This window comes from Brevibacterium ravenspurgense (assembly GCF_001584615.1).
Classification (GTDB): domain Bacteria; phylum Actinomycetota; class Actinomycetes; order Actinomycetales; family Brevibacteriaceae; genus Brevibacterium; species Brevibacterium ravenspurgense.
In genome coordinates this window covers 55,481-80,869 of sequence record NZ_LQQC01000007.1, presented here as the reverse complement: position 1 = coordinate 80,869, position 25,389 = coordinate 55,481, and the positions used below count along the sequence as shown (strand labels likewise).

The 25,389-nt window shown below is 63.5% G+C and carries 16 protein-coding genes; 5 read left to right on the top strand and 11 right to left on the bottom strand.

Annotation, left to right across the window (positions count from 1 at the left end):
• Positions 1-57: 57 nt before the first annotated feature.
• A complete protein-coding gene (locus Bravens_RS03070; RefSeq protein WP_082790996.1) occupies positions 58-1,185 on the top strand; it encodes a M20 family metallopeptidase in 1,128 nt (375 codons plus the stop codon).
• A gap of 71 nt (positions 1,186-1,256) precedes the next feature.
• Here the strand turns inward: Bravens_RS03070 and pdxS are convergent, their stop codons facing one another.
• On the bottom strand, positions 1,257-2,168 hold the full coding sequence (gene pdxS, locus Bravens_RS03065) for a pyridoxal 5'-phosphate synthase lyase subunit PdxS (protein ID WP_062020180.1): 912 nt from the start codon (positions 2,166-2,168) through the stop codon (positions 1,257-1,259).
• Between the two features lie 181 nt (positions 2,169-2,349).
• On the opposite strand from pdxS, the gene pdxR reads away from it, so the two are divergent.
• Entirely contained in the window at positions 2,350-3,960 is a 1,611-nt protein-coding gene (gene pdxR / locus Bravens_RS10770; protein WP_157452691.1) for a MocR-like pyridoxine biosynthesis transcription factor PdxR, read from the top strand.
• A gap of 90 nt (positions 3,961-4,050) precedes the next feature.
• Here the strand turns inward: pdxR and Bravens_RS03055 are convergent, their stop codons facing one another.
• The gene (locus Bravens_RS03055) at positions 4,051-5,205 is read right to left on the bottom strand and encodes a DNA polymerase III subunit delta' (RefSeq protein ID WP_062020176.1); all 1,155 of its coding nucleotides are present in this window, start codon (positions 5,203-5,205) and stop codon (positions 4,051-4,053) included.
• Entirely contained in the window at positions 5,202-7,898 is a 2,697-nt protein-coding gene (gene tmk, locus Bravens_RS10765) for a dTMP kinase (RefSeq protein WP_062020174.1), read from the bottom strand. The genes Bravens_RS03055 and tmk overlap by 4 nt, the downstream gene beginning before the upstream one ends.
• Before the next feature lie 98 nt (positions 7,899-7,996).
• On the opposite strand from tmk, the gene Bravens_RS03045 reads away from it, so the two are divergent.
• A complete protein-coding gene (locus Bravens_RS03045) occupies positions 7,997-8,752 on the top strand; it encodes a lipoate--protein ligase family protein (RefSeq protein ID WP_062020172.1) in 756 nt (251 codons plus the stop codon).
• 183 nt (positions 8,753-8,935) lie between these two features.
• Positions 8,936-11,719, top strand: coding sequence for an esterase-like activity of phytase family protein (locus Bravens_RS03040; protein ID WP_062020170.1), 2,784 nt, complete (start codon positions 8,936-8,938; stop codon positions 11,717-11,719).
• Positions 11,720-12,281: 562 nt separating this feature from the next.
• Here the strand turns inward: Bravens_RS03040 and Bravens_RS03035 are convergent.
• The 4 genes from Bravens_RS03035 to Bravens_RS03020 form a co-directional block, all read right to left on the bottom strand.
• Complete coding sequence (locus Bravens_RS03035; RefSeq protein ID WP_062020168.1) at positions 12,282-13,115, bottom strand: PDDEXK family nuclease; 834 nt, start codon at positions 13,113-13,115, stop codon at positions 12,282-12,284.
• Positions 13,116-14,112: 997 nt separating this feature from the next.
• Positions 14,113-14,487, bottom strand: coding sequence for an ectoine synthase (locus Bravens_RS03030; protein ID WP_062020166.1), 375 nt, complete (start codon positions 14,485-14,487; stop codon positions 14,113-14,115).
• 170 nt (positions 14,488-14,657) lie between these two features.
• Positions 14,658-17,444, bottom strand: coding sequence for a type I DNA topoisomerase (gene topA / locus Bravens_RS03025; RefSeq protein ID WP_062020164.1), 2,787 nt, complete (start codon positions 17,442-17,444; stop codon positions 14,658-14,660).
• A gap of 110 nt (positions 17,445-17,554) precedes the next feature.
• Positions 17,555-19,306 carry a DUF7059 domain-containing protein gene (locus Bravens_RS03020; RefSeq protein WP_062020162.1) on the bottom strand — a complete coding sequence of 584 codons (1,752 nt, stop codon included), beginning with the start codon at positions 19,304-19,306 and terminating at the stop codon, positions 17,555-17,557.
• Between the two features lie 75 nt (positions 19,307-19,381).
• On the opposite strand from Bravens_RS03020, the gene Bravens_RS03015 reads away from it, so the two are divergent.
• Positions 19,382-21,898: a DEAD/DEAH box helicase gene (locus tag Bravens_RS03015; RefSeq protein WP_062020160.1), complete on the top strand. Its 2,517-nt coding sequence runs from the start codon at positions 19,382-19,384 to the stop codon at positions 21,896-21,898.
• Positions 21,899-21,990: 92 nt separating this feature from the next.
• Here the strand turns inward: Bravens_RS03015 and Bravens_RS03010 are convergent, their stop codons facing one another.
• From Bravens_RS03010 to Bravens_RS02995, 4 genes are all read right to left on the bottom strand, one after another.
• The gene (locus Bravens_RS03010) at positions 21,991-22,794 is read right to left on the bottom strand and encodes a 3-oxoacyl-ACP reductase (RefSeq protein WP_244878104.1); all 804 of its coding nucleotides are present in this window, start codon (positions 22,792-22,794) and stop codon (positions 21,991-21,993) included.
• 63 nt (positions 22,795-22,857) lie between these two features.
• Complete coding sequence (locus Bravens_RS03005; protein ID WP_062020159.1) at positions 22,858-24,459, bottom strand: SLC13 family permease; 1,602 nt, start codon at positions 24,457-24,459, stop codon at positions 22,858-22,860.
• Between the two features lie 93 nt (positions 24,460-24,552).
• A complete protein-coding gene (locus Bravens_RS03000) occupies positions 24,553-24,891 on the bottom strand; it encodes a hypothetical protein (protein WP_019174485.1) in 339 nt (112 codons plus the stop codon).
• Between the two features lie 53 nt (positions 24,892-24,944).
• Complete coding sequence (locus tag Bravens_RS02995) at positions 24,945-25,334, bottom strand: TadE family protein (protein WP_082790993.1); 390 nt, start codon at positions 25,332-25,334, stop codon at positions 24,945-24,947.
• Positions 25,335-25,389: the final 55 nt, after the last annotated feature.

The window sequence follows — 25,389 nt, the reverse complement described above, 5'->3', positions numbered from 1 at the left end:
ACAGGCGGCACGCACACACAAGTCGACAGTAAGCAGAATCAGGACAGGGAATCACCAGTGGACAGCACGGAACTCGACCGATTCATCCGCCATTTCCGCACGCTAGTGGAATGCGAATCACCGTCGATGGACCACTACGCACTGTCACAGTCCGCCAGAGTTCACGCCGCCGTCGGCAAAGAACTGCTGGGCGTGGCGCCGCGAATCATCACGGTTTCCGACACTCCCCACCTGCTGTGGCGGTTCGGCACACAGCCGCGGAAGGTCGTCATGATCGGCCACCATGACACCGTGTGGCCCATCGGCACGCTCGACACCATGCCGTTTGCCGTCAACAAGGGCGTCATCACCGGCCCCGGCACCGACGACATGAAGGGCGGCAACCTCATCGCCCTGTACGCCGCCGCCCGCGTGCAGAAGAAACTCGGCTCACTCGATGGGCTGTCGATCTTCATCAACGGCGATGAGGAGCTCGGCTCACCATCGTCACGCCACCTGATCGAAACGGAGGCCCACGGGGCTTCGGCCGCCTTGGTCTTCGAATCCGGCGGGCCAGATGGTGAGCTCAAAGCCGCGCGCAAGGGTGTTGCACTCTACGGGCTGAACATCACCGGGCGGGCCGCCCACGCGGGCGTTGAACCCGAACGCGGCATCAACGCCACCGTCGAAGCCGCCCACCAGATCCTCACAGTTGAACGCCTGAACAATCCCGAAGTCGGCACGTCCGTCATCCCCACTGCCATGCACTCGGGCACTACAACCAACACCGTGCCGGCAGAGGCGCAGCTCGACATTGATTCGCGCGCACTGACGGTCGCCGAACAGCTGCGCGTCGATTCGGCACTGCATTCGCTCACCCCTCACCTGCCCGGGGCGCTGGTCGAACTGACCGGCGGCATCAACCGCCCGCCCATGGAAGAGCGTTCCAGCCGACCGCTGATCGAACTGGCTCAGCACATCGCCGACAGTCAGGGACTGCCGGAAGTACGGCCGATTTCGGTTGGCGGAGGGTCCGACGGCAACTTCACCGCCGGTATCGGAGTGCCCACCGTTGATGGTCTCGGCACGGTCGGCGGGGGTTCGCACGCTGATGACGAACACGCGCTCGTCGACTGGATCGGTCCGCGCACCACGCTGACCGCCGGCATGCTCGAACACCTGCTGACAGAAGGTCTGCCAAGCTGAGCCGGGCTGGACTGAGCCAGGCTACTCTGGGCTGACACGGGCCGTGCTGGGCCCGGGTCAGCCCAGAAGGCTCACCAACCGCGTTCGGCCAGGCGGTGCGGCGCGGGAAGGTCTGCGACGTTGATGCCGACCATCGCCTCGCCCAGGCCGCGAGACACATCCGCGATGACGGTCGGGTCGTTGTAGTTCTGCACGGCGGTCACGATGGCCTTGGCGCGTGCTTCGGGGTTGCCGGACTTGAAAATGCCCGAACCGACGAACACGCCGTCAGCACCCAGCTGCATCATGAACGCGGCATCAGCCGGGGTGGCGACACCGCCGGCAACCAGCAGCGGGACCGGCAGGCGACGCTCACGGGCGGTTTCGACGACCAGTTCGTACGGCGCCTGGAGTTCCTTCGCGCGGACGTAGAGTTCGTCGGGCGCGTTTTCGCACAGGGCTGCGATTTCGTTGATTTCGCGGTTGAGCGTGCGGATGTGCTTGGTGGCTTCCGAAACATCGCCCGTGCCGGCCTCACCCTTGGAGCGGATCATGGCGGCACCCTCGTTGATGCGGCGCAGCGCTTCACCCAGGTTGGTGGCACCGCAGACAAACGGAACGTCGAAAGCGTGCTTGTCGATGTGGTTGACGTAGTCGGCGGGGCTGAGAACTTCGGATTCGTCAACGAAGTCCACACCGAGCGACTGCAGCACCTGCGCTTCGACCTGATGGCCGATGCGGGCCTTGGCCATGACGGGCACGTCAACGGCTTCGATGATCGAGTCGATGAGGTCCGGGTCGGACATGCGGGCCACACCGCCCTGCGCGCGGATGTCGGCAGGCACGCGTTCAAGGGCCATGACGGCACACGCACCGGCATCAGCGGCAATGTGAGCTTGCTCGGCAGTGACGACGTCCATGATGACGCCGCCCTTGAACTGGTCTGCCAGGCCTCGCTTGACCATGCTCGACTGAGCGGCTGTCTGATGTCCGGGTGCTGCCATGGGAAATCCTTTCGGGCTTCGGCCGCTTGGGCGTGCGATGCCTGCGACATTTGCGGCACTGTGCCGGGGCGGCCAACTGATGTGACTTCGCCCATCGTGGCCCGTAAAGCGGATCAAAGCCAGGTCCAGTTCTGCATCCCAGCATTAGACCACTTAGACAGTGGGCGGCTACTGTCTGAGCATGGCCCGCGCCCCTCGCCCAGTGACGCTTCCGGTTTCTGTTGACCGCAGCACAGGCGTTTCGCTTCCCGTTCAGATCGCCGGTCAGCTGCGCGCACTCATCGAAACCGGGACTCTTGCTCCCGGATCCGAACTGCCGTCAACCCGCAGCCTCGCCCGCCTGGCGGGAGTATCCCGTGGCAGCGTCGTCGCCGCCTACGAACAGCTGACCGCTGAGGGGTGCATTGTGTCGGCAGAAGGCTCTGGCACGATCGTCAGCCCCGACCTCGCCGCGGTCCCACGCCCAGCGGCAGCCGAGCACCCGCCGACCCCAACCAAGCCGCACAACCGCGGGCAGGCACCTCGGGCATCTCGCGAAAGTGAGAGTGAAGGCGCAGCGGCCGACGAGTTCCGTGCGAATGGCCAGACCGACGCGGCCCGCAGGAGCAGCCGTGGCAGCGCAGGAGCGGGCTCCACCTCGTCAATCAGCCTCCTGCCCTCCCGTGTGGACGGCTCTGGGGTGGTGTCGCCCACGTGGCGGGCGGCCTGGCGGTCGGCCGCGCGTGAAGCCGAAGAAGACTTCCGGGAGGGGAGCTCAGAACCACTGGGTCTTGCCGAACTGCGAGTCGCTTTTGCCGACCGGCTGCGGCGTGTGCGCGGTATGCCCGCCTCTGCCGAGCGAGTTGTCGTCACCGCGGGTGCTCGCGACGGCCTTCGCCTGGTTCTGGACTGTCTGCAGCACCGGATGGGACGAGGTGGAGACGCGACCGGGTCGGCAGTGTCAGTTGGACGGCCAGTGCTGAACATCGGCATTGAGTCCCCCGGGTATCCGGGCCTGCGACGAGCTGTCGAGGCTTTGGGGCACCTGCTGATTCCTGTGCCCGTTGACGATCACGGGCTGGTTCCCGAGCAGATCCCAGATGGTCTGGACGCGCTCATTGTGACGCCGTCGCACCAGTACCCGCTGGGCGGTTCGCTGCCGCTGGCCAGGCGCCTGGCGGTATTGGCTGCAGCCGAAGCGCATGGTTTCACTGTGATCGAGGATGATCACACCGCCGAGTTCCGATGGGACGCAGCGCCTTTGCCGACTTTGGCTGGGCTTGCGGTTTCGGAGCGCGCACCGGTCGTTCTGCTGTCATCATTGGCGTCGCTCATCAGCCCCGGCATTGCTTTGGGCCACCTGCACGTGCCGGTGAAGTGGATCGAGGATCTTGCGGTTCTGCGCGCACAGCTGGGAGCGCCGGTGAGCCGGATTCTGCAGCGGGCAGTGGCTGGACTCATTGAGTCGGGTGGTTTGGAACGTCACGCGGCGGCGGTGCGCGCACAGCATCGGATCAAGTTGGATGTTGTGCGGACGGTGCTGGGGCGGGTTCCCGGATTCCATGTTGACGAGGTGCCGGGCGGCCTCGCCGCTGTTGTCACGGTCGATCTGCCGGAAGCTGAGCTGGTTGCCGCGGCTCAATCGCACGGGGTTCGGGTGCAGCCGCTGTCGGAGTACTGGGCTGGGCAGGGGCCTGGCGGTGTGGGTGACGGTGGACTGCCGGATGGGATTGTTGTGGGCTTCGGCGGGCCGGAGGACGAACTGCACACGGGGCTTCGCCGGCTTGTGGAAGCCGCCCGTTCGCTGAGGTGATGTGGTGCGGCAGGTGCTATGCGGGGCTCCGTTTGCTGGCAGCGCCGTTCCTGCGTACTGCTCCCGAGCGCGCGGACTCAGGGCATCGGCTCAGAGCGTCGTGTGAGTTTCCAGCCAGGGGTTGGCCAGACCAATGAACGCGGCTTCGACGATCAGCAGGGGTGCGGTGTTGGTCTGCAGGCGTTCGCGGGCCAGTTCAAGCACGTTGATGCGCTTGAGCGTAGTTGTGGCGTCGTCTTGTGCAGCGATTTCGCGGATGAGTTCGGCTTCGCTGATGTTGATGAGTGTGTCGCCGCTGCCCAGCTGGGTCAGCAGAACATCGCGGTACAGCGAAAGAAGTTCCAGCATGATCGAGTCGAGTTCGTCAGCCCGTGCGCGAACTGCTCGACGCTTCTGTTCTTCTTCTAATTTCTTTACCTGCGGGCGCAGAGCTGGCGGCACTGCTTTGCCGGGTTCGACTCCCAAGGTTTCAAGCAGTTCAGCGCGTTCCTTTTCTGAGCGGGCTTTTGTGCGCTCTTCCGCGCGTTCGGACGCCGCTTCGACCGTTCGACCCGCCAGCCGCACTGTTGCGCCGACGGATGTGAGCCGCTGAGGGATTTCGAGGATTCGGCGGCGAGCCTGCGCCGCATCGTCGTCAAGTGCCAGATGTTTGGCCCGTCCGATGTGGTTTTGGGCGGCGGCAGCAGCCCATTTGGCTCGCTCGGGGTCGACGCCGTCGCGGTTGACCAGCAGCTGGGCGACGGCTTCTGCCGGAGGGATGCGCAGGCCCACGGTCCGGCAGCGCGACCGGATGGTGGTCAGGACGTCTTCGGGGCTGGGCGCGCAGAGGATCCACACCGTGGTCGGCGGTGGTTCTTCGATGGCTTTGAGCAGTACGTTGGAGGTGCGCTCAGCCATACGGTCAGCGTCTTCGATGATGATGACGCGCCAATCGGCGTTGACCGGTGAGCTTTGCGAGGTGCTGACCAGCTGGCGCACTTCGTCAATCGAAATGACGGATTTTTGGGTGCGCAGCATTGTCATCGATTCGTGCGTGCCGGACAGGGCTCGCTGAGCCTCCGGGCTGAGGCTTGCGCCGTGGTCCTCAGTGAGCAGCGCGGCGGCGAAGGCCCGGGCCGCATTTGATCGGCCCGAACCGGGTGGGCCGGTGATGAGCCACGCGTGTGTCATCCCCTGGCCGGCAGCAGCAGCGGACAGTTCGCTGATGGCTGCTTCTTGGCCGACGAGGTCGTCCCACACACTCACCGTTTGCCCCTGCGGGCCTGACGTAGACGTTCACGCGCCTGACGCTCGATTTCCGCCTGTTTGCGCAGCTTTTCAGCGCTTTGTTCCGGCTGGGACGGCAGGATGCGAGTTGCGGCATCGTCGTCAGCGCTCACAGACGGTGTGTCCGGAAGGATCGTGTCAGCTTCCGGCACGGGAGCAGGTTTCGCTTCCGGCTTCGGCGGAACACTGCTGTCAGAGTCTGCGGCAGTGTCAGCGCTTTCAGCACTGCCCGCAGCGGTTTCGACGTGTTCCGGTTCAGCGGACTCCTGCTGTTCCTTCGCGGGTTTCGACTGAACGTCAGCTGGCTTCTGGCCTTCGCTTGCTTCCTGCGATCCGTCAGCTGCCTTCTGCTGTTCTTCTGCCGGTTTCACGACGGGCATCTGCGAAACCGCCGGACCCTGCGCCGCAGCTGACTGGCCAGACGCGCCCTGTGAGCGCTGCTCTGATTCGGCAGGAACATTCTCAGCTTCGAGCGAAGGCATGGCCTGTGTGGCATCGGGATCGTCCGATGTCAGCAGATCCGCTGAGGAGCGTCGCTGCGTTTGCGAGCCCGGCTGCTGCGCCTGCGGCCTGCGGCCCAGGCCCGCAGCATCAAGTGCCGCATCGAGAGCCGCGGCGATGTCCTCAGAGACCTTCTGTGCGGGCTGATCGGCGTTGATGACCACGTAGCGGTGCGGGTTTTCTTCCGCAAGAGACAGGAAACGTGCGCGCACTCGGCCACGGAACTCTGCGGACTGTTTGTCCAGGTGATTTTCATTGCCGCGCTGTGATGTGCGCTGTGCGGAGGCTTCTGGGGAAATGTCCAACAGCAGTGTGAGATTGGGCATGAGCCCATCAGTTCCCCACGCGGACAGGGCGAAGATGTCTTCTTCTGCAAGTTCGCGGCCGGCCGCCTGGTAGGCAAGCGAGGAGTCGATGTAGCGGTCGGTGACGACGACTCCGCCGGACCTCAGGGTGGGGTCGATCAGCGAGGCCACGTGGTGTGACCTGTCGGCGGCGTACAGCAGCGCCTCGGACTTCGGGGTGACTCCCTGGCCGTCGAGAATTGCGGCGCGGATCTGCTTGCCCTTGTCGGTGCCGCCGGGTTCGCGGGTGGTTTCGACATTGTGCAGGCCGCGGTCGGCCAAGTGCTTGCGGATGAAGTCGATCTGCGTTGTCTTGCCCGAACCGTCGGGACCTTCGACCGCGATGAAGAAACCGCTCTGCGCAGTCCGCACGGAGGGCGTCTGCAGGCCGCCACCGGACTGAGCCGCCTGCCCACCGTGCCCAGCAGGTGCGGCCGGTGCGTGCGGCTGTTTGGGGCCGTGCGCGCCTGCAGAACCGGCAGACTGACCCGGTTGCCCGTCTGCTGTCCGCGTGCGGAACGCGTGGACGATGTCGACGCCGATGCCGTGAATACCGGTGGGTGAGAACAGGAACAGCGCGATGATGCCGCCGACGGTGGCCAGGAGCCCAACGCTGGACACTGCGACTGCAGAGCCAGTGATGTTCCAGGTTGAGGCTTCGCTCAGCACGACTGTGAAGCGTGCGTCCAGGCTGAGGATGAGCAGTGTGATGATGGCACCGATGCCCAGGCCGATGCGCCGTGAAATCTGGTAGTCCTGCGCCCGCACGCCCACACCGACGGCGAAGGCAGCCGCGGCGAACAGCAGCGCAGTGCCGGAGACTTCGTGAACCATGCCGCCGAGAATGGCGAGAACGCCCGCGCCGATAAGCGAAAAGGCGGTGAGCCTGGGCCGGGTCATGCCGGGAGCGAAAGTCGGCCCCGCCTCGTACCCGGCAGCCCAACCGACCAGAACGGCACACACCATGAGCCCGAGGCTCATGATGCCGAACGATTCGTCAGAAGCAGTAGGCACAATCACCACGAAAATTGAGCCGATCACGCCGAACAGCGCGTATACCGGCCACGGTGCACCGACATCCACGTGGGCGCGAGCCTGCTGCAGCGCACGGGTCAGCGGGAACGCCCCGGTGGAGGGAATGCGAGAGCGCTGCAGCGGCGAAACGATGATGAGCACACCGGCCAGGATGATGACAATGCCGGAAGCGAAGACCGTCCATGGCACGGCGGGCATGCCGGCGCCGATGCCCGCCCGAATCTGGGCGACTGCGCCGATGAAGAAGAAGATCACCGCAGACACGGTGCCTGCACGCCAGGGCTTGGTGTGCAGTTCCGGGGTGTGAATGACCTGCAGAGAAATCAGCGCACCGAGGAACAACGCGGCAATCGCACCCATCCACACAGTTGAGTACACGCCGAAGACAATAAGGGTGATGCCCGTCAGCACGGACGTGATGGTCAGAATCAGAGTGCGCTGCGAAAACTCCATCGAGCGGACCCGCTTGAGCGGCAGGAAACTTCCAATGCCCAAAAGCACGATGACCGCCAAGTACGCAGGATTGGCGAAATTGCGGTTGAAGTCGCCATCAGCTTCGCGCTGCACAACGGCTGCGAGCGCGCCCCCGCGGGCCGAAGATGCAAAGCCCACGACACCGGCCAGAGAATACGTCAGCAGGACAGAGGACATCACGGCCAGCCACGTCGCGGCTTCAAGAACCGCATGCCCGATGACACCGCGCTGCGGGGTGATGGCCGCAATCCGGTCAGAGGTGTCTGCGTTCGGGCCGCCGAAGGGCTGCTTGGCCGAAAGCCTCTTGTCATTGCTCATCTGATGACCTCCTGTGTCCTGACCATCCCAGCCTACGTTGACCCTCTGACACGACGCTGAACACACACCGTTCGAAAGCGTCCCGCTACAGTGTTTTCGTGTCGACACTCCATTTTCTGCCCCGAGGTCACGACGACCCGCTGACCACGCTGTCCCTGGCTCGCGTGCTCCTCGACTCGGTGCGTGCGGGGCGCAGGCCCGGTGCACTGCGCATCTACCGGCCCGAGTCGACCGTTGTTTTCGGCGGGCGTGACCGGTTCCTCGCAGGGTTCGACGACGCGGTCGGCAAGGCGCTTGAGGCCGGGTTCACTCCCCTGCTGCGCACACTCGGCGGACGAGTTGCGGCCTACCACCACGGCAGCCTCGTGATCGACCACGTGGAGCCCGCAGACCAGATGTTCACGGGCACTCAGGCACGCTTCACCTCGTTCGGTGACATGTATGTGCGGGCCCTGCAGTCAGTGGGGGTCGACGCGCGGCTTGGGGAGATCCCCGGCGAGTACTGTCCCGGTGAACACAGCGTCAACGTCGCCGGGAAGATCAAGGCGATCGGCACGGCACAGCGGGTGACGAAGACGGGGTGGCTGTTCTCATCGTCGGTCATCATCACCGACCCGGCCCCCATCCGCTCCGTCCTGACGGATGTCGAGGCGGCGCTCGGGGTCGACTGGGACCCCGCTACCGGCGGGGCGATCAGCGAAATCCATCCGGACGTCACTGTCGATGCGGTCGAGCAGGCCTTTCTGGCGGAATATGCGCGTGGCTATGACCTTGAGCCGTCGGAGTTCTCAGCCGAGGAAATCGAGGCGGCCGGCGCGTACAACTCGGTCAGCCAGCTCGAATCCACGCGCTGATGCAGATTTGCGCTTTAATGCAGCGCATCAGCGCGTGAAGTTGCATTAAAGCGTGAGAACGGCCCGCCGCTCCGCACTCCCCCGCCCAGCCCGTTCACGCAGTTTTACTCTCAGTGAAACGGTGAGTTCACCAGCAAGTACGACGGTGAATAGGTTCGATTTCGGCCTGCAGAAAGTTCACCCGTGAAGCTCACTCGTCTTGCCCCCGCAGTACTCGCCGCCGGTCTGATCGCCGGCATCGGCATCACCCCCGCTGTCCTCAGCGCATCCGGAGACACGACCCCGGCAAACGCGCAGACGGCCGCTTCCGGCGCCTCGTTCGCCCGGACCGCGACCTACCCCGTCTACGAAAACCGCCCTGACGGCGTCGACATCGCAGACGAAACCGTTGCCGAGATCTCCGACATCTCCGAAGACGGCAAGACGATGGTCTACACCGACGCTGCGGGCAAGCGCATCGGATTCCTCGATGTCAGCGACCCCGGCAGCCCCAAGGGCCTCGGCACTGTCAGCCTGGCAACCCTTGGCAACGCGGACGATGAACCGACCTCGGTCGCAGTGGTCGGCGAATACGTGCTCGTCGTCATCAGCGAGACCGGCAAGGACTACGAAAACCCCAAGGGCCGCGTTGACGTCATCAAGCTGAGCGACCACAAAAAGGTCGGCTCCTACGATCTGGGCGGCCAGCCCGACTCGATTGCCATCAGCCCCGACGGCAAGCGCGCCGCAATTGCGATTGAAAACGAACGTGACGAAGACAAGGGCGACGGCGGGCTCCCCCAGCAGCCTGCCGGCTTCGTCCAGACGATCAAGCTCGAAGGCGACCCCGCCTCGGATTGGAAGCCCGAACCTGTTCGCTTCCACAATGAGGACGGCACTCCCCTGCCCAAGGTCGCCGAGGCTGGTCTTGACACTCCTGAGGACCTCGAACCTGAGTACGTGTCGATCAACGGCCGCAACCAGCTGGCCGTCACGCTGCAGGAAAACAACGGTGTGGCGATCATCGACCTGAACACCAACGAAATTACGAGCGTTTTCAGCACCGGCAGCGTTGACCTTGAGAACGTCGACGCCAAGAAGGACAAGCTCATCAAGCCCACGGACTCGCTGAAGAGCGTGCCGCGTGAGCCCGATGCGATTGCCTGGATTGACGATGAGCACCTGGCCACCGCCAACGAGGGCGACTGGAAGGGCGGCAGCCGCGGATGGTCGGTCTTCGACAGCAGCGGCAAGGTCGTGTGGGATGCGGGTTCGTCGATTGAGGACATCGCCAACCGCTACGGCCTGCACAACAACAAGCGCGCCGAAAAGAAGGGCCCGGAAATCGAGGGCATTGCAACGGCCACCATGAACGGCACCCGCTACGCCTTCGTCGGTTCGGAGCGTTCGAACTTCGTAGCCGTCTACAACGTCGACAACCCTGCCAAGCCCGAATTCGTGCAGCTGCTGTTCACCACCAACGGTCCCGAGGGCATCCTGCCGGTGGAGAACCGCAACATGCTGCTGGTCTCCAGCGAGGTCGACGAAGCCAAGAACGGCGTGCGTTCGGCCGTCAACGTCTACCAGCTGTCCGACAAGAAGGACCCCCAGCCGTCAATCGTGGCGGATAAGTCCGAACTGGGCTTCAGCGCTCTGGGCGCTCTGACCGCCCACCCGACTGACGCAAAGACCCTGTACGCCGCATCGGACTCCGCTCTGGCCGAAGGCCGCGTGTACACGGTCGATGTCAGCGACAAGAACGCACCCGCCCGCATCACTGACGCTCGTTCCGTCATGCAGGACGGCAAGCCTGCCGAGGGCCTCGACATTGAGGGCATTTCCGCACGTGAAGACGGCGGTTTCTGGATTGCCTCAGAAGGCAAGACCGGTGACAAGAATGCGATTCACCGCACGGACGGCGAGCTCAACATCAAGGAGACCATCAGCCTGCCGGACGATGTTGCCAAGCACATCGGCAAGTGGGGGCTTGAGGGCGTTGACGCAATTGACGACGGCAAGGGCGGCGAATACGTCTACGCCGCAATCCAGCGTCCCCTGTGGAAAGACTCCGAAGCCAAGCCGCTCGAAGGGCTCGAGGGCGACAACATTGTGCGCATCGGCCGCTACAGCACCACCGACAAGACCTGGGAGTGGTTCTCCTACGAGCTCGACTCCGCTGACAAGGACGGCGACTGGATCGGTCTGTCCGAACTCACCGTGGTCGACAAGAACACCCTCGCCGTGATCGAACGCGACAAGCAGAACGGCCCCAACGCTGCGATTAAGCGCATCATGAAGGTCACGCTGCCTGATGGCGCTGAGGCGGGCGGTGCAGTTGAGGCTGATTCGGCTGACGAGGCGCCAATCGCCGGCAGCGGCAGCGCTCCGGGTGCCGACGGCTCGGGTTCGGGTGGCGCGGCCGGCGGTGCAGAGGAAGGCGCAAAGCCGCAGAAGGTCAAGAAGGCTGTTGCGGTTGACGTGTTGCCGAAGCTGCAGGCGCTCAACGGCTGGACGCAGGAAAAGCTGGAAGGCTTCACCATCGCGGCTGACGGCGAGGCCTACGCCGTCACCGACAACGACGCTCTCGATGACGCAACCGGTGAAACTGTGTTCCTGCGCTTGGGCAAGGTCTTCGGCGAAGATGCGCCCCCTGCAGAAGAAGAGCCGGGCGATGACAACGCTGACGGCCCCTCCGATGACCCCACGGGAGGCTCTGAAGACGGCCAGGAGGGCGGCACCTCGGGAGACTCCGGCGATGCTGGCAGTGATGGCGGCGCAGACGAAGCCGGCGACGAGCCGACTGACAAGGCCGGCGACAAGGCCACCGGCAATGCCGGCGACAAGGCCGGCCCCAAGGCGAAGGCGCCCTCCTCGAAGGGCGGAGCTCTGCCGCGCACGGGTGTGAGCATCGCTGCGGCACTTGCTGCGGCGGCTGCTTTCATCGGCGGAGGCTTCGGCCTGCGCGCTTTGGCTCGCCGCCGCGGCTGATACTCGGCCCCACCCGCTTAGCCGACAGGCCAGATTCACGCTTTAATGCAACCTCACGCGCAAATGCGCCGCATTAAAGCGTGAATCTGCATCTGCGCGCAAAACCAGCCCGGGTACCGGCGCGAGTCAGCACTGGCACCATTCGCACACCCAACAACGCCAAACTCACGCTTAAATGCAACCTCACGCGCAATTGCGCCGCATTAAAGCGTGAATCTGCATCTGCGCGCAAAACCAGCCCCGCTGGCGGTGCGGATCAGCACTGGCACCATTCGCACACCCCACAACGCCAAACTCACGCTTTAATGCAACCTCACGCGCAAATGCGCCGCATTAAAGCGTGAATCTGCATCTGCGCGCAAAACCAGCCCCGCTGGCGGTGCGGATCACCACTGGCACCATTCGCACACCCAACAACGCCAAACTCACGCTTAAATGCAACCTCACGCGCAAATGCGCCGCATTAAAGCGTGAATCTGCATCTGCGCGCAAAACCAGCCCCGCTGCCGCGCACGAGGTGGTGCTCACCAGTACACAGATTGCCCGCGTGTCCGGCGTGGGCTCAGGAAAGAATGCCGAGCGCTTTGAGTCGGGCGCGCAGTCGGTCGAGGCCCAACAGGTCATTCCACATAATCCGCACGACCGTGTAGCCCAGCCGATGCAGTTGATGTTCGCGTTCTTTTTCGCGCAGCAGTTGGTCTCCGTCGCCATTGAAGCCGCCGTCGGCTGTGGATAGGTATTTCACGGCGCCGTCGAACTCGATGATGATGTGCTTATCCCGGATCAGCCCGTCAACGCGGGCAACGAAGATTCCGTCTTCGTCGAAGATTTCGACTTGCTGTTCGAGGTTGTCGATCCCAAGCATGCGCAGCTTCACCATGCACACGCTTTCGCCGTAGGACTCAGCAAGTCCGTTGGCGAAGCTCAGGGCGCTGCGCACACGCGCGCATCCTGCCCGACGGCCGTAGGCTTCAGCGATTTCGTGAGCCTGGGCAAGCAGCTGTTCGCGCTGAAGAGGTGCCTCGCGCAAGATCGCATCGAGGACTGCTGTGCCGTATTCGATGGACTCATCTGCGGCGAGATCTACAGCGGTTCTGACGGGGTTGGTTATGGCGAAACCGCGCCAGTCATCGATTTCACTTTCGCCGATCTGCCTGTAGCGCCTGCGAAAAGTGGCTCCTGCGCGTGACAGGTTGGGGTTGATCATTTCGACAGCGTCAGGCACGGCTTTGATCGGCAGGCCGTGCAGCAGGGCTGCGGTGGAATGGCTGAGCACATCGTCCGGGTGTGCTGACTCAGCAATGAGTTCGGCTTTCGCGGTGTGGAGGTTTGTTTGCGCCTTTCGCCATGCAGGGTTGCGCTTCTGTGCATCCGCGCGGGCGAACAAATCGACCATCGTCTGATCTGCGAGTTGTGTAAAAAGCGGGTGTCTCGAGCACAGCTTCACGACCGCGTACATCCCTCGATGCAATCGCTCGACGCAGCACGAGGCAGCTGACCTCAACTCTCCCATCTGGATGCCGCAGGTCGCTGCCATGTTGTTGGTGAATACGCTATGCATCCTTTTATGTCACCGAAACAGCAGCGTTTCCACAAGAGGCATTCGCAATCTGTGGATAACTTTTTGGCGGAGGTGCGGGCATCCCACAACGCCAACCTCACGCGCCCAACAACGCCAAACTCACGCCTAAATGCAACCTCACGCGCTAATGCGCCGCATTAAAGCGTGAATCTGCATCTGCGCGCAAAACCAGTCTCGTTGCCGACCCGAGTCAGCACTAGCAGCCTTCACGCGCCCAACAACGCCAAACTCACGCTTTAATGCAACCTCACGCGCTACTGCGCCGCATTAAAGCGCAAATCCGCATTAAAACGTAAATCCAGGTTGGCAGCAGGAACGGACGAGGCGGAGGTGCCGGACGGGCTGAAGGGCTGGGCAGGGCGGCGCGGATGAGCCGACGCCGGGCACACTTCACGCGCCCAACAACGCCAAACTCACGCCTAAATGCAACCTCACGCGCTAATGCGCCGCATTAAAGCGTGAATCCGCATTAAAGCGTAAATCCAGGTTGGCAGCAGGAACGGACGAGGCGGAGGTGCCGGACGGGCTGAAGGGCTGGGCAGGGCGGCGCGGATGAGCCGACACCGGGCACACTTCACGCGCCCAACAACGCCAAACTCACGCTTAAATGCAACCTCACGCGCTAATGCGCCGCATTAAAGCGCAAATCCGCATTAAAGCGTAAATCCAACCGAGCCGCCGCGGCTGATCTTCAGCCCCACCCCGCCACCGCACACAGCCCCGCCCAGCAACCAGACACAGAAGCGCCCGGTCAGCGTGCACAACTGCATGCTGACCGGGCGCTGTCTTTACAAGCTCAGTCTGTCGCAGCTCAGTAGCTCGAGAAACCGTCCTCACTGAGCACGTGCTTCTCGGTGCCGTCGATCGGCGGGTTGAAGATGCTCAGCAGCTCCATGTCTTCGTGGTCGGAGGCACGCAGGTAGTGCGGGTCGTGCTTGTCCAGGACATAGATGACGCCGGGAGTCACGGGGTACACGTTGCCCTCCGTGTCCTCAACGTTGCCGGAGCCCGAAATGCAGTAGCAGGCTTCCAGGTGATTGCGGTACTCAAGCTTCGATTCGGTGCCCTTGCGCACAACGGTGCGGGCAACGGCGAAGCCCATATTGTCTTTTGCAGTCAGGACGCGCTGGCTGGTTCCAGCACCCCACTCAACAGCTTCGACATCGTTAACGGAACGAGTGAACACGGCGCCTCCTGTGAGGTCGTATTGAGAAATCCGTACCTCGTTCACACTAGGAAAACGCTCCCTGCACCTTCAAGGCGCAAGGAGCGTTCTCAGGGCATATCAAGGATTCTCTGCGCCGACGGTCGAAGAGCAACCGCGCATGGAAGACACTCGGCCTGGCCAGTCCGCTGTTACGACTTCTTCGCGGTGCTGCTTTTCGCAGTGCTCTTCGCGGTTGTCTTCTTCGCCGTGCCCGTCTTCGACGCAGTGCTCTTCGCAGTCGTCTTACGCGCCGTTGTCTTCCGCGTGGTCGTCTTCTTCTTGACCGGCCCCTTAGCGCGCTTTTCAGCCAGCAGCTGGAATGCGCGTTCGGCGGTGATGCCTTCGACGGTGTCGTCCTTGCGCAGAGTTGCGTTCGTGGTGCCGTCGGTGACGTACGGGCCGAAACGTCCGTCCTTGAGCACAACCGGCTTTTCGGAGTTCGGATCGGTGCCGAATTCCTTCAACGGCGGCTTCGCAGCACGGCGTCCGCGGGTCTTGGGCTGAGCGAAGATCTTTTCGGCTTCTTCAAGCGTGATGGTGAAGATCTGCTCTTCAGATTCGATAGACCGGGAGTCGGTTCCCTTCTTCAGGTACGGACCGTAGCGGCCGTTCTGCGCGGTGATGTCGACACCTTCGGCGTCCTGGCCGACAATCCTGGGCAGGCTCAGCAGCTTCAGCGCTTCTTCAAGACCAATGGTGTTGAGGTCCATCGACTTGAACAGGCTTGCTGTGCGCGGCTTGGGCTTCTTGGTTCCCCGCTTGGGCTTTTCGTCAGATTCCGGCAGAACCTCGGTGACATAGGGGCCGAAGCGGCCGTTCTTCGCCACAATCGTGTGTCCGCTTTCGGGATCGGCACCGAGCTCACGGTCGCCGTCGCCCTGCTTTTCGATGAGCTCACGAGCTTTTTCTGCCGTGAGTTCATCCGGGGCGAGGTCATCCGGAAGCGACACTCGCTTGGGCTGATCCGGGTTGTCGCCTTCGGCTTCGAGATACGGGCCGTAGCGGCCAACGCGCAGGTTGATTCCATCGGCAATGTTCACGGTGTTGAGTTCACGCGCGTCGATGTCTCCGAGGTTGTCGACAATCGACTTCAGCCCCGCGTGACCGACGTCGGAGTCCATGCCAGCCGGCGCATCGTGACCGTCCTCGGCCGTGCTGCCGAAGTAGAAATCACGCAGCCATTCGGCGCTGTCTTCCTGGCCCTTGGCGATTTCGTCGAGATCAGCTTCGAGCCCGGCGGTGAACTGGTAGTCCACAAGGTCATCGAAGTGCTCTTCGAGCAGCTTGACCACCGAGAACGCCAACCAGCTGGGAATGAGCGCGTTGCCGCGCGTGGTGACGTAGCCGCGGTCCTGGATGGTGGAGATGATGGCCGCGTAGGTCGAAGGACGGCCGATGCCGAGCTCTTCCATGCGCTTGACCAGGCTGGCTTCCGTAAAGCGCGGCGGAGGTGCCGTGGTGTGCCCATCGGCTTCCACGCGGTCGACCGACAGGGCGTCGCCTTCTTTGACGTCCGGCAGTCGGCTCTTGTCCTTCTTGTCCGAGCCATAGCGCTCGAGGTCCTGGCCCTCTTCGTAGGCGGCGAGGAATCCCTTGAACGTGATGACGGTGCCGCTTGCGGTCAGTTCGGCGCTGCTGCCGCTTCCGAGGTCCGCGTTGATCCGCATGGTTGCGGTCGAACCCTTGGCATCGGCCATCTGCGATGCGACAGTGCGCTTCCAGATGAGTTCGTAGAGCTTGAATTCGTCACCGCGCAGCTGACTCGACACCTGGGCCGGCGTGCGGAAGTGGTCACCGGCGGGGCGGATGGCTTCGTGGGCTTCCTGCGCGCCCTTCTGCTTGGAGGCGTAGATGCGCGGCTTCGACGGCACGAATTCGGGGCCGTAGAGCTCACCCACCTGACGGCGAGCAGCCGAAAGCGCTTCCGATGACAGCACGGGTGAGTCCGTACGCATGTAAGTGATGTAGCCGTTTTCGTACAGCGACTGGGCGGTGCGCATGGCCTGACGAGCACTCATGCGCAGCTTGCGTCCGGCTTCCTGCTGGAGGGTCGAGGTGGTGAAGGGCGCCGCGGGACGACGCGAGTACGGCTTGGTCTCAAGTGCCGTGACTGACAGTCGGTCTTTGGCTTCACCGCTGAGCTTGGCAGCGAGTTCTTCGGCGTCCTGCTGGCCCAGAATGCGCGCCTTAGTGCGCGGTTTCAGCGTGCCTTCGTCGGTGAAGTCGCGGCCTTGGGCGATCTTCTGCCCGTCAACGGCGGTGAGCTTAGCCGCGAAGCTTTCGGCCTGCCCGGGAGCCTGCAGATCGATGTCGAGGTCCCAGTAATCAGCCGAAACGAACGCCATGCGCTCACGTTCGCGCTCGACAACCAGGCGGGTGGCAACGGACTGCACACGGCCGGCGGATAGACCGGCACGGACCTTGCGCCACAGAACGGGCGAGATTTCGTAGCCGTACAGACGGTCGAGGATGCGGCGGGTTTCCTGCGCGTACACGAGGTCGTAGTCGATTTCGCGGGTGTTTTCGAGTGCCCGTTCAAGGGCTTCCGGGGTGATTTCGTGAAACACCAGGCGCTTAACCGGGACTTTCGGCTTGAGCACTTCCAGAAGGTGCCACGCAATGGCTTCACCTTCGCGGTCCTCATCTGTTGCCAGATAAAGTTCATCGGCTTCTTTCAGCAGCTTGCGAAGCTCGGTGACCTTCTTCTTGTCAGGGTCCACCCGGTAGTAGGGCTTAAAGCCGTCTTCGACGTCGACTGCGAATTTGCCGTAGGGCCCTTTTTTCATGTCCGCGGGCAGTTCAGAGGGCTGTGGGAGATCCCGAATGTGCCCCACTGAGGCTTCGACGGTGTAGCCGTCGCCCAAAAAGCCGACAATCGTCCGCGCTTTCGTCGGGGATTCGACGATCACCAAACGACGTGGTTTCTTCTCAGCCACAGTTTTCCTTTCCACGGATACGCTGCGAATGTAGCACCGGGCACTGACACGGCGTTGATGCTGATAGCCACATCCAGGCTTCTTGCAGCCGTCACCTGACTGTAACGGTCCTACTCGAGTACAGGGTAGACGAATCCAAGCGGGAGTATGTCGCGCACTTGCTCTACCAGCTGCTGACACAGCTTGTCAGAATCCACTTCGAGCAAGGCTGCGAGCGCCCCTGCCACGGTGCGCAGAGTCATGGTCCCGTCGGCCACTCCGATGAACGCGGCAAGCGCGGTGTCAACTGTCAGCGTCTGCCCGAAACCGGTTCCCTGCGCCATTTCGATGACGGAGGGATTTTCGGTGCCCGGTGTGTGGTGCCGGTGTTCGACGATGTCGGAGCCGCGAACAAAAGCCGTGTCGGCTATTTCCGAGTCTTCGGCACCGGCAAGCCATTCGAGCATTGCCATACGGGTGTCGAGAAACGCCGCCACCCCTGCCGAATTCGCCCCGAGCGGTCCGCTGACACGATGCGCGGCAACAACCGGCACGCCACGAGCGCCCCTCTTGAACCGCACCCACCCAAACGAGATCTGCTCGACGCCGCGCGAAGCGAAGTCGTCAAGCCAGGCGGCGGTATCTGCGTTCCACTTGTCGCTGGCGCGAACCACACCGCCGTCGCGAATCCACGTGTGCGCGTAGGCGGTAGGCGACAGCTGCTCGCGTTCAATCACCATGAGCGATGTCTGGCCGGCGGCAGCTGTGCCAACCGCCGCCTCGTCTGCTGATGCGGCCTCATCCTGCGCCGCCTTGTGCCAGGCAGCAGGACCGGCCTCGGCATCCGGCTGGCCGACCTCCCAGTTGCCGAGCATGGCGGCCTGCCCGCCGTCGCTCAGATGATGCGGAATGTCGCGCACGAGCGAGCGCATCAGCTGATCGCCTGGCATCCCGCCATCGCGGTATTCAAACTGCCCGCGGGCAGCCTGCGGCGTGATGACGAACGGCGGGTTAGTCACCAAGAGGTCGACCGTCTGTCCGTGCAGAGGCTCCAGCAGACTTCCCTGCCGGGTTTCGATGTTGCCGATCCCGTTGATCTTTGCGTTGAGGCGCGTGAACTCCAGGGCGCGCTCAGAGATATCGGTTGCGATGACGGTGTCTGCGTGCAGCGCCAGAGCGAGCGCCTGAATCCCACAGCCCGTGCCAATGTCAGCCGCTGTTGTCACGGCTTCGCGCGGTGTGATCTCGATGAGAGTGCGCCCTGCTCCGCCGAGTCCCAGCACGAAGTCGCCGTCAAGCACTTCCGGCCGTGTGAGCGTCCCGAAATCCGATGCCAGGTAGAGGGTGTCAGGTTTGCGCCTGCCAGCCAGCCGCGGCACACCCACCGGCAGGGAGTACGGAGCGATCGACACGGAACTCACGAGGCGCCGCTCGCTTTCCTCCGAGCACTCACCCGGGCTCGGGTCACCTGAGTGGGACTCACCAGCATCGGGTGAAACCAGCAGGCCAGCAGCTTGCAGCGCACTGACGAGTTCGGCGCCCAGAGCGTCCTCAGCGCTGGCTGCGGGAACAGCATCCGCCAGCAGAAACAGCCGTGCGACAACAGCAAGCGATGCCGAGCTTGTGCGCGCAAACCACAGGGCGGGCGCGGCATCGTTTGTCGACAGCGCGTGGTCAACGTCCGGTCCCCACAGTGCTTTCAGGCCAGGCTGTGTGTACTCCAGACCTTCCAGAGCTACGCGCAGCTGCGCGGGCCACGCAGACCCCGCGGTCTGGCCAGCGGCCACGGGGCTGCCAGAACCCGCGGATGTTTCACAGCCTGCGAACGTTCCAGCAGCCCCTGCAGAGTCAATCCGGGGCACAGCGGGCAGCGAGCTTCGCATATTTCCTTCCAACAGCAGGCGGCAGACAGCGCATATCAAGCCTACGCACAACCGGGCACGTGAGAGAATGCGCGCATGCCGTCCGCTCTTACCGACCTCCTCACTCGCTTTGGCGAACGTGCCGACCGCGTGACGCACATTGAGAGCATTCCGCAGCGGCAAGCAGTTACCGGTGACTGGCCCGACTGGGTGCACGACGACGTCACCGCCGTATTCGCCGGTACGGGCATCACCAAGCCGTACAAGCACCAAGTCGAAGCTGTGAACAGCATTGCATCAGGCACTGACACAGTGGTGGCAACCGGCACCTCGTCAGGTAAGTCCCTGACCTTCCTGGTGCCGATCCTCGATTCCATAGCCCGAACCCGCGACAGCATCCGGCCGGCGACCTCCATATATTTGGCGCCGACCAAAGCCCTGTCGCATGACCAGCTGACGGCAGCGAAGAACCTGCCCCTGCAGGGACTGCGGCCGGCGGCCTTCGACGGTGACGCCTCACGCGAGCAAAAGGACTGGGCGCGCAGGTGGGCCAACCTGCTGTTCACCAATCCGGACATGCTGCACCGTTCAGTCCTTCCGGCCCACTCCCGCTATGCCCGCTGGTTCAAGTCCCTGCGGTTCATCGTCGTCGACGAAGCGCACCGGTATCGGGGTGTTTTCGGTTCGCACGTGGCACTCGTGCTGCGGCGACTGCTGCGCATAGCCGAACACTACGGTGCCCAGCCGGTGGTCATCGGCGCATCGGCCACCATGAGCGAACCGGCCGAAACCTTCTCTCGGCTGACCGGTCGACCAGCCACGACAATCACCGAGGACTGCTCCCCGCGCGCCGCCGGAGAATTCATCCTGTGGGAACCGCCGCTGCTGCCAGGCTCTGACGACGGGAACCTCGGAATTCCCTCCACCGCACCGACCGCGCCGACCACACCGGAACCCACCGATCCAGCAAATACCCCTGACACCTCGCCGCCCGGGTCCGACGACGCCGACGACGCCCTCCCCGCAGACGCAGCCCGCCGCTCCACGATTGCCGAAGCTGCCGACATGCTCACCGACACCACGTGCGCCGGCTACCGGTCGATTGCCTTCATCGCCTCAAGAAAAGGAACGGAAGCCCTCGCCTCGGCCATCCGCCAGGAAGTCGAAACCATCGCACCGGAACTGACGAAGACGATTGCGGCCTACCGCGGCGGCTATCTGCCAGAAGAGCGCCGCATGTTGGAAACCGCCCTGCGCAACGGCAAGCTGCGCACGGTCGCGTCGACGAACGCTCTGGAGTTGGGCATCGACATATCCGGGCTCGATGTGGTCGTCATGGCCGGCTGGCCCGGCACCCTGGCCGCCCTGTGGCAGCAGGCGGGACGGGCCGGCCGCTCCGGCCAGCAGTGGTCCGCGGTTCTCATCGCCCGCGATGACCCACTGGACACCTACGTGGTCCACCACCCCGAGGCGATCTTTGACACCCCTGTCGACGCCGGCGTCATCAACCCCGCCAACCCCTATGTCCTAGCGGGTCACCTGTTGGCCGCAGCCGCCGAACTGCCGCTGACCACCGCCGACTTCCCCCGTTTCGACGCCCATACTCACCCAAGCGCCCACCAGCCCACCGCCGACAGCCCCAGCGCCCACCACTCCACCCCTGACCAGCCGGAACAGACAGAAGAACCGGGCGGCGCCTCGTCATCCCAGGCAGCCCAGCTTGTCGCCCAGCTGACCGAACACGGAATGCTGCGGGCCCGCCCAACCGGGTGGTTCTGGACGAAAGCGGAATCGGCGGCAGCGCTGACCGACATCCGCGGTTCCGGCGGCGGCCAGGTGCGGCTTGTGGAACACGAAACCGGGCAGCTGCTGGGCACGGTTGACGACGCCAGCGCGCACACGCAAACCCACACCGGTGCGATCTACGTCCACCAGGGCATCGAATATCAGGTGATGGATCTCGATTTGGACAACTCGCTCGCGATGGTCCAGCAGGTTTCCGTCGACTTCACAACGCAGGCGCAGTCAACAACGGAAATCAACATTGTCGAAACCCACGACCAGTTCGCCTTGCCCAGCGGAGTGCGGGTTTTCAGCGGGATAGTCGATGTGACTGACCAGGTGACTTCGTTTGTGCGCAAACAGAAGCGCACTGGAGTCCGGCTGGGCGAATTCGAGCTCGACCTGCCGGCTCGCACCCTGCAGACCTCGGCTGTGTGGTGGACCGCCCCGGAGGGGCTGATTGCCGATGCCGAGGTGGAGGCAGCTGATCTGCCGGGTGCGGTTCACGCGGCTGAACACTGCGCGATCGGCCTGCTGCCGCTGTTTGCAGGGTGCGATCGGTGGGACATCGGCGGGGTGTCATCCGATAGGCACGCCGACACTGGCATGGCGACGGTCTTCGTGCACGACGGTCAGCCCGGCGGGGCGGGCTTTGCCGAACGTGGCTTCGCTGAGTTCCGCCGGTGGTGGCAGTCCACTCTGGACACTTTGACCAGCTGTGAATGCATCAGCGGCTGTCCCAGCTGCGTGCAGAGCCCCAAGTGCGGCAACGGCAATGAGCCGCTGGACAAAGACGCCGCCCGCCGGCTGCTGCAGCAGATGCTGGGGTGAGGGCGACAGCCCCAAAAGTGGGGCGGCGGCCCCGGAGACGAGGGCAGCCGTGTTACGCCTCGCCCACCGGGCCCCGGGCTCCCCTGCCGAACTCAGTCCATGACGAGGCCGTTGTCGACCACGAGGTTCTGGCCCGTGACCGCGCGCGATGCCGGCTGGGCGAAGAACGTGGCGGCCGAGGCGAATTCCTCCGGTGTGGTCACGTGGCCCAGCGGTGTTGTTGCTGCGATTGCGTCGAAGACTTCGTCCGGAGTGGCGGCCGAAGCGTCGGTGGTGCGCAGCAGACCGCCGGAGACCATGTTGACGCGCACGCCCAGAGGGCCGAGGTCCTTTGCGAAGGTGCGGGTCAGCGACAGCAGGGCAGCTTTGGCGGCTGTGTAGTCGTGGTAGGGCACGACGGGGTTTTGGAACAGGTTGGTCCCGATGTTGATGATCCGGCCCGAGCCGATTTCCCGGAACCCGTTCATAGCCGCCTGGATGACGTGCACCGCGCCGCTGATGGTGCCGCGGAACTGGTCGTCAAAAGCGGCATAGGAAATGGAGTCCGCGTCCGGGCGTTCGTCGCCGTTGAATGAAAAGTCGACCAGCGCGTTGTTGACCACGGTGGTGACGGGCCTGCCGAATTCTTCGCGTGCGGCATCGAACATGGCCTTGACCTCGCGGAAGTCAGTGACGTCCGCGCGCACGGCCAGCGCCTCGCCGCCTTGCGCCCGGATCTGTTCGGCAAGGCGAACCGCCTGGTCTTCCGAGTTGCGGTAGTTGATGACAACAGCCGCACCTTCGGCGTGGAAGGCTTTGACGAGAGCAGCGCCCAGCCCGCGTGCGGCACCGGTGACTAGCACCAGCTGTTCGCTCACGGGCATGGCTGCTGTTGTGTGAGCTTGTGCGTTCGTCATTGAACCTCCCTGGGTATTGACCGCCATGGTCAAACTGCGTGGACTTCCACCCTAACCCGGTCCTCAGACCAGGCCTATCCACTTCCAGTAGGTGGCGGACAGAAGCAGGACCAGCAGGTAGCCGACGATGGTGATCGGAATGCCCGATTTGAGGAACTGCTTGGCCGTGAACGCGCCGGTTCCGTAGGCGAGCATGTTCTGCGGGGCGGAAATGGGAAGCAGGAATCCGAAGCAGATGAGGAACTGCTGGATGATGACGAACCCGATTCCGCCGCCTGCCGCACCGGGGATGGACTGGGCGAGTGCGATGAACACCGGGATGAGCGCGGAGCTGAGGGATGTTGCCGATGCGAATCCCAGGTGGATGAGGATTGTGAAGATGCCGACGAGGGCGATCATGGCGAGCATCGGCATGTCGGTCACACCCAGTGCGCCGAAGGTTTTCTCTGACAGCCACGTTGCCGCTCCCGTGTTCAGCAGGAGCGAGCCGAGCGAGATTCCGACGGCGAACACGATGAGCGTGCCCCAGTTGATGAGCTTTTCTGCGGTCTTCCAGGAGAACACTCCCACGCGGGGAAGCAGGAGGAAGCCGATGGCGACGATGGTGACGGTTGCCGAGCTGAATGGGTGCAGCACTTCTTCGGTTGCCCACAGGAACAGCAGGCACACGGCGACGATGACCAGGCGGATTTCTTTTCCGGTGATGGGGCCGAGTTCGGCGAGTTCTTTTTCAACAACTGCCCGGCCACCCTGTATGTGATCGACTTCGGGTTTGATGACGCGGCGCATGATGAAGAACAGCGCGATGCTCATAAGAACCGACCACGGGGCGGCCCACAAGAACCACTGCCCCCAGGAGATCGACTGGCCCATGGAGGTTTCGATGAAGCCTGTGGCCACGAGGTTCTGTGCTGCTGCGGTTTTGATGCCGACATTCCAGATGGACACGGCCTGGGCTGCTGTGATGATGAGCAGGGCGCCCAGTCGTGAGTTGGTGGGCAGGCCGAAGGCAGCGACCATGCCCAGAAGAATCGGCACGACGGCACCTGCGCGGGCTGTTGCGGAGGGGACGAAGAACGCGAGGATCGTCGAAATGACGATCGCGCCGATGAGCACGCTGCTGGTCTTTTCGCCGGCGACTTTCAGTACCAAGAGGGCCAGGCGCTTGTGCAGGCCGGTGGCCTGCATCGCGGCCGCGAGCGCAAGTGCTGCGGCGACGAGCGCAACGGCGGCGCTGGAGAATCCGCTCAGTGCCAGTTTGATTGATTCGGTTGTGCCCATCGCCTCGGGGGATTCACCGTCGAGTGCTGGCGTGAAGGACAGCATGACGGTGATGATTCCGACGATCAGGATGGACGAGACCGTGTAGGAAACTGCTTCTGTCACCCACATGACGATTGCGAAGGCCAGCACGGCCAGACCCATTTTCCCAGCAAACGTCAGGTCGTCACCGGTGGGAATGAACATCACTCCGATGAGTGCTGCAAAAGCGATGAAGAACCAGATTGGTTTGAGGTTCAGGTGAGCGAGGAAGCCGTCGGGGTGTTTGCCGGAGTCAGCTTCTTGTGCCTGGGCGACAACCGCTTTTTCTCGCTTGGCGGATTCTGCGTCACGTGATCGCCGTTCGGCCTGTTTGCGGAGGGGGCTTTTGCCTGAGCTGGCCATAGCGCTCCAATCAGTGTGCTGCAAAGTGCAATGTTCACATTCGACGGTACGCCCCTGTTGCAAACACTGCATGAACTGCCCCGTTTTGGGTTTTCAACCGGCTGTGTGCGGCTGCGGCCCACCTGCCACGGCTGAGCGCTTCACTGCGGGAAACGGGGCTGGCAGCTTCGCTTTGACGGTGACTTTCGCCCGTCCCAGGTCAGGACGGGCAATGCAGTCGTCCATTGTGAAGCCGTCGGCTTCGATGAGTTTCTTTGCAACGTCACAGGGGTCGCCGGTACGGATTCCCCGCGCAGCGTCAGCTGCTGCCAGGGCTGCAAGGTCGGCACTGCCGTCTGCGCGCGCGGATACGAGGATGACTTTGCTGGTCAGTCCAAGCCCTGCAATGAGCACTGCCGCTAACCCCATGAGGCTGACTGCGATTGCGGGCATGGACCCGCGATCTGCCCGGCGGTGCCGCTGAGCTTGCCGCGTTTGCTGTGTGCTCATTGTGCGTCTCCGGACTGCGCGCTGCTTTCCGTGCGCGCTCTTTGCACTGCTTGCACGCGAGGGATGAGCTTCCGCATGGTCTTCGGTGTCGGGACGGTGACGGTGACGACCGTGTATTCGCCGTCTTTGCCGATTGTGACGGCGGAACCGGGGCCGGCTTTGCTTTCCGCACTGCGGCGCACTTCTGCGGTGGGTTCGCCGCGGGCGGCTTCGCGTGCGCCGGCCCGCGCAGCTTCGTAGGTGCGAAGCTGCGCGAGGCCGAGGGTGCCCACTCCGATGACCATAAGAATGACGAGCACGATAGCCGGCATGATCATGGCGAATTCGGCCGTGACGGCACCGCAGTCCTTTCCTGCGGTCCGCTTCCGGCAGAGAGCGTTTGACATACGAGCAGCGTCACGAGTGTGGCTCCCTGGGCGAAACATCGAAGTGGGCACTGCC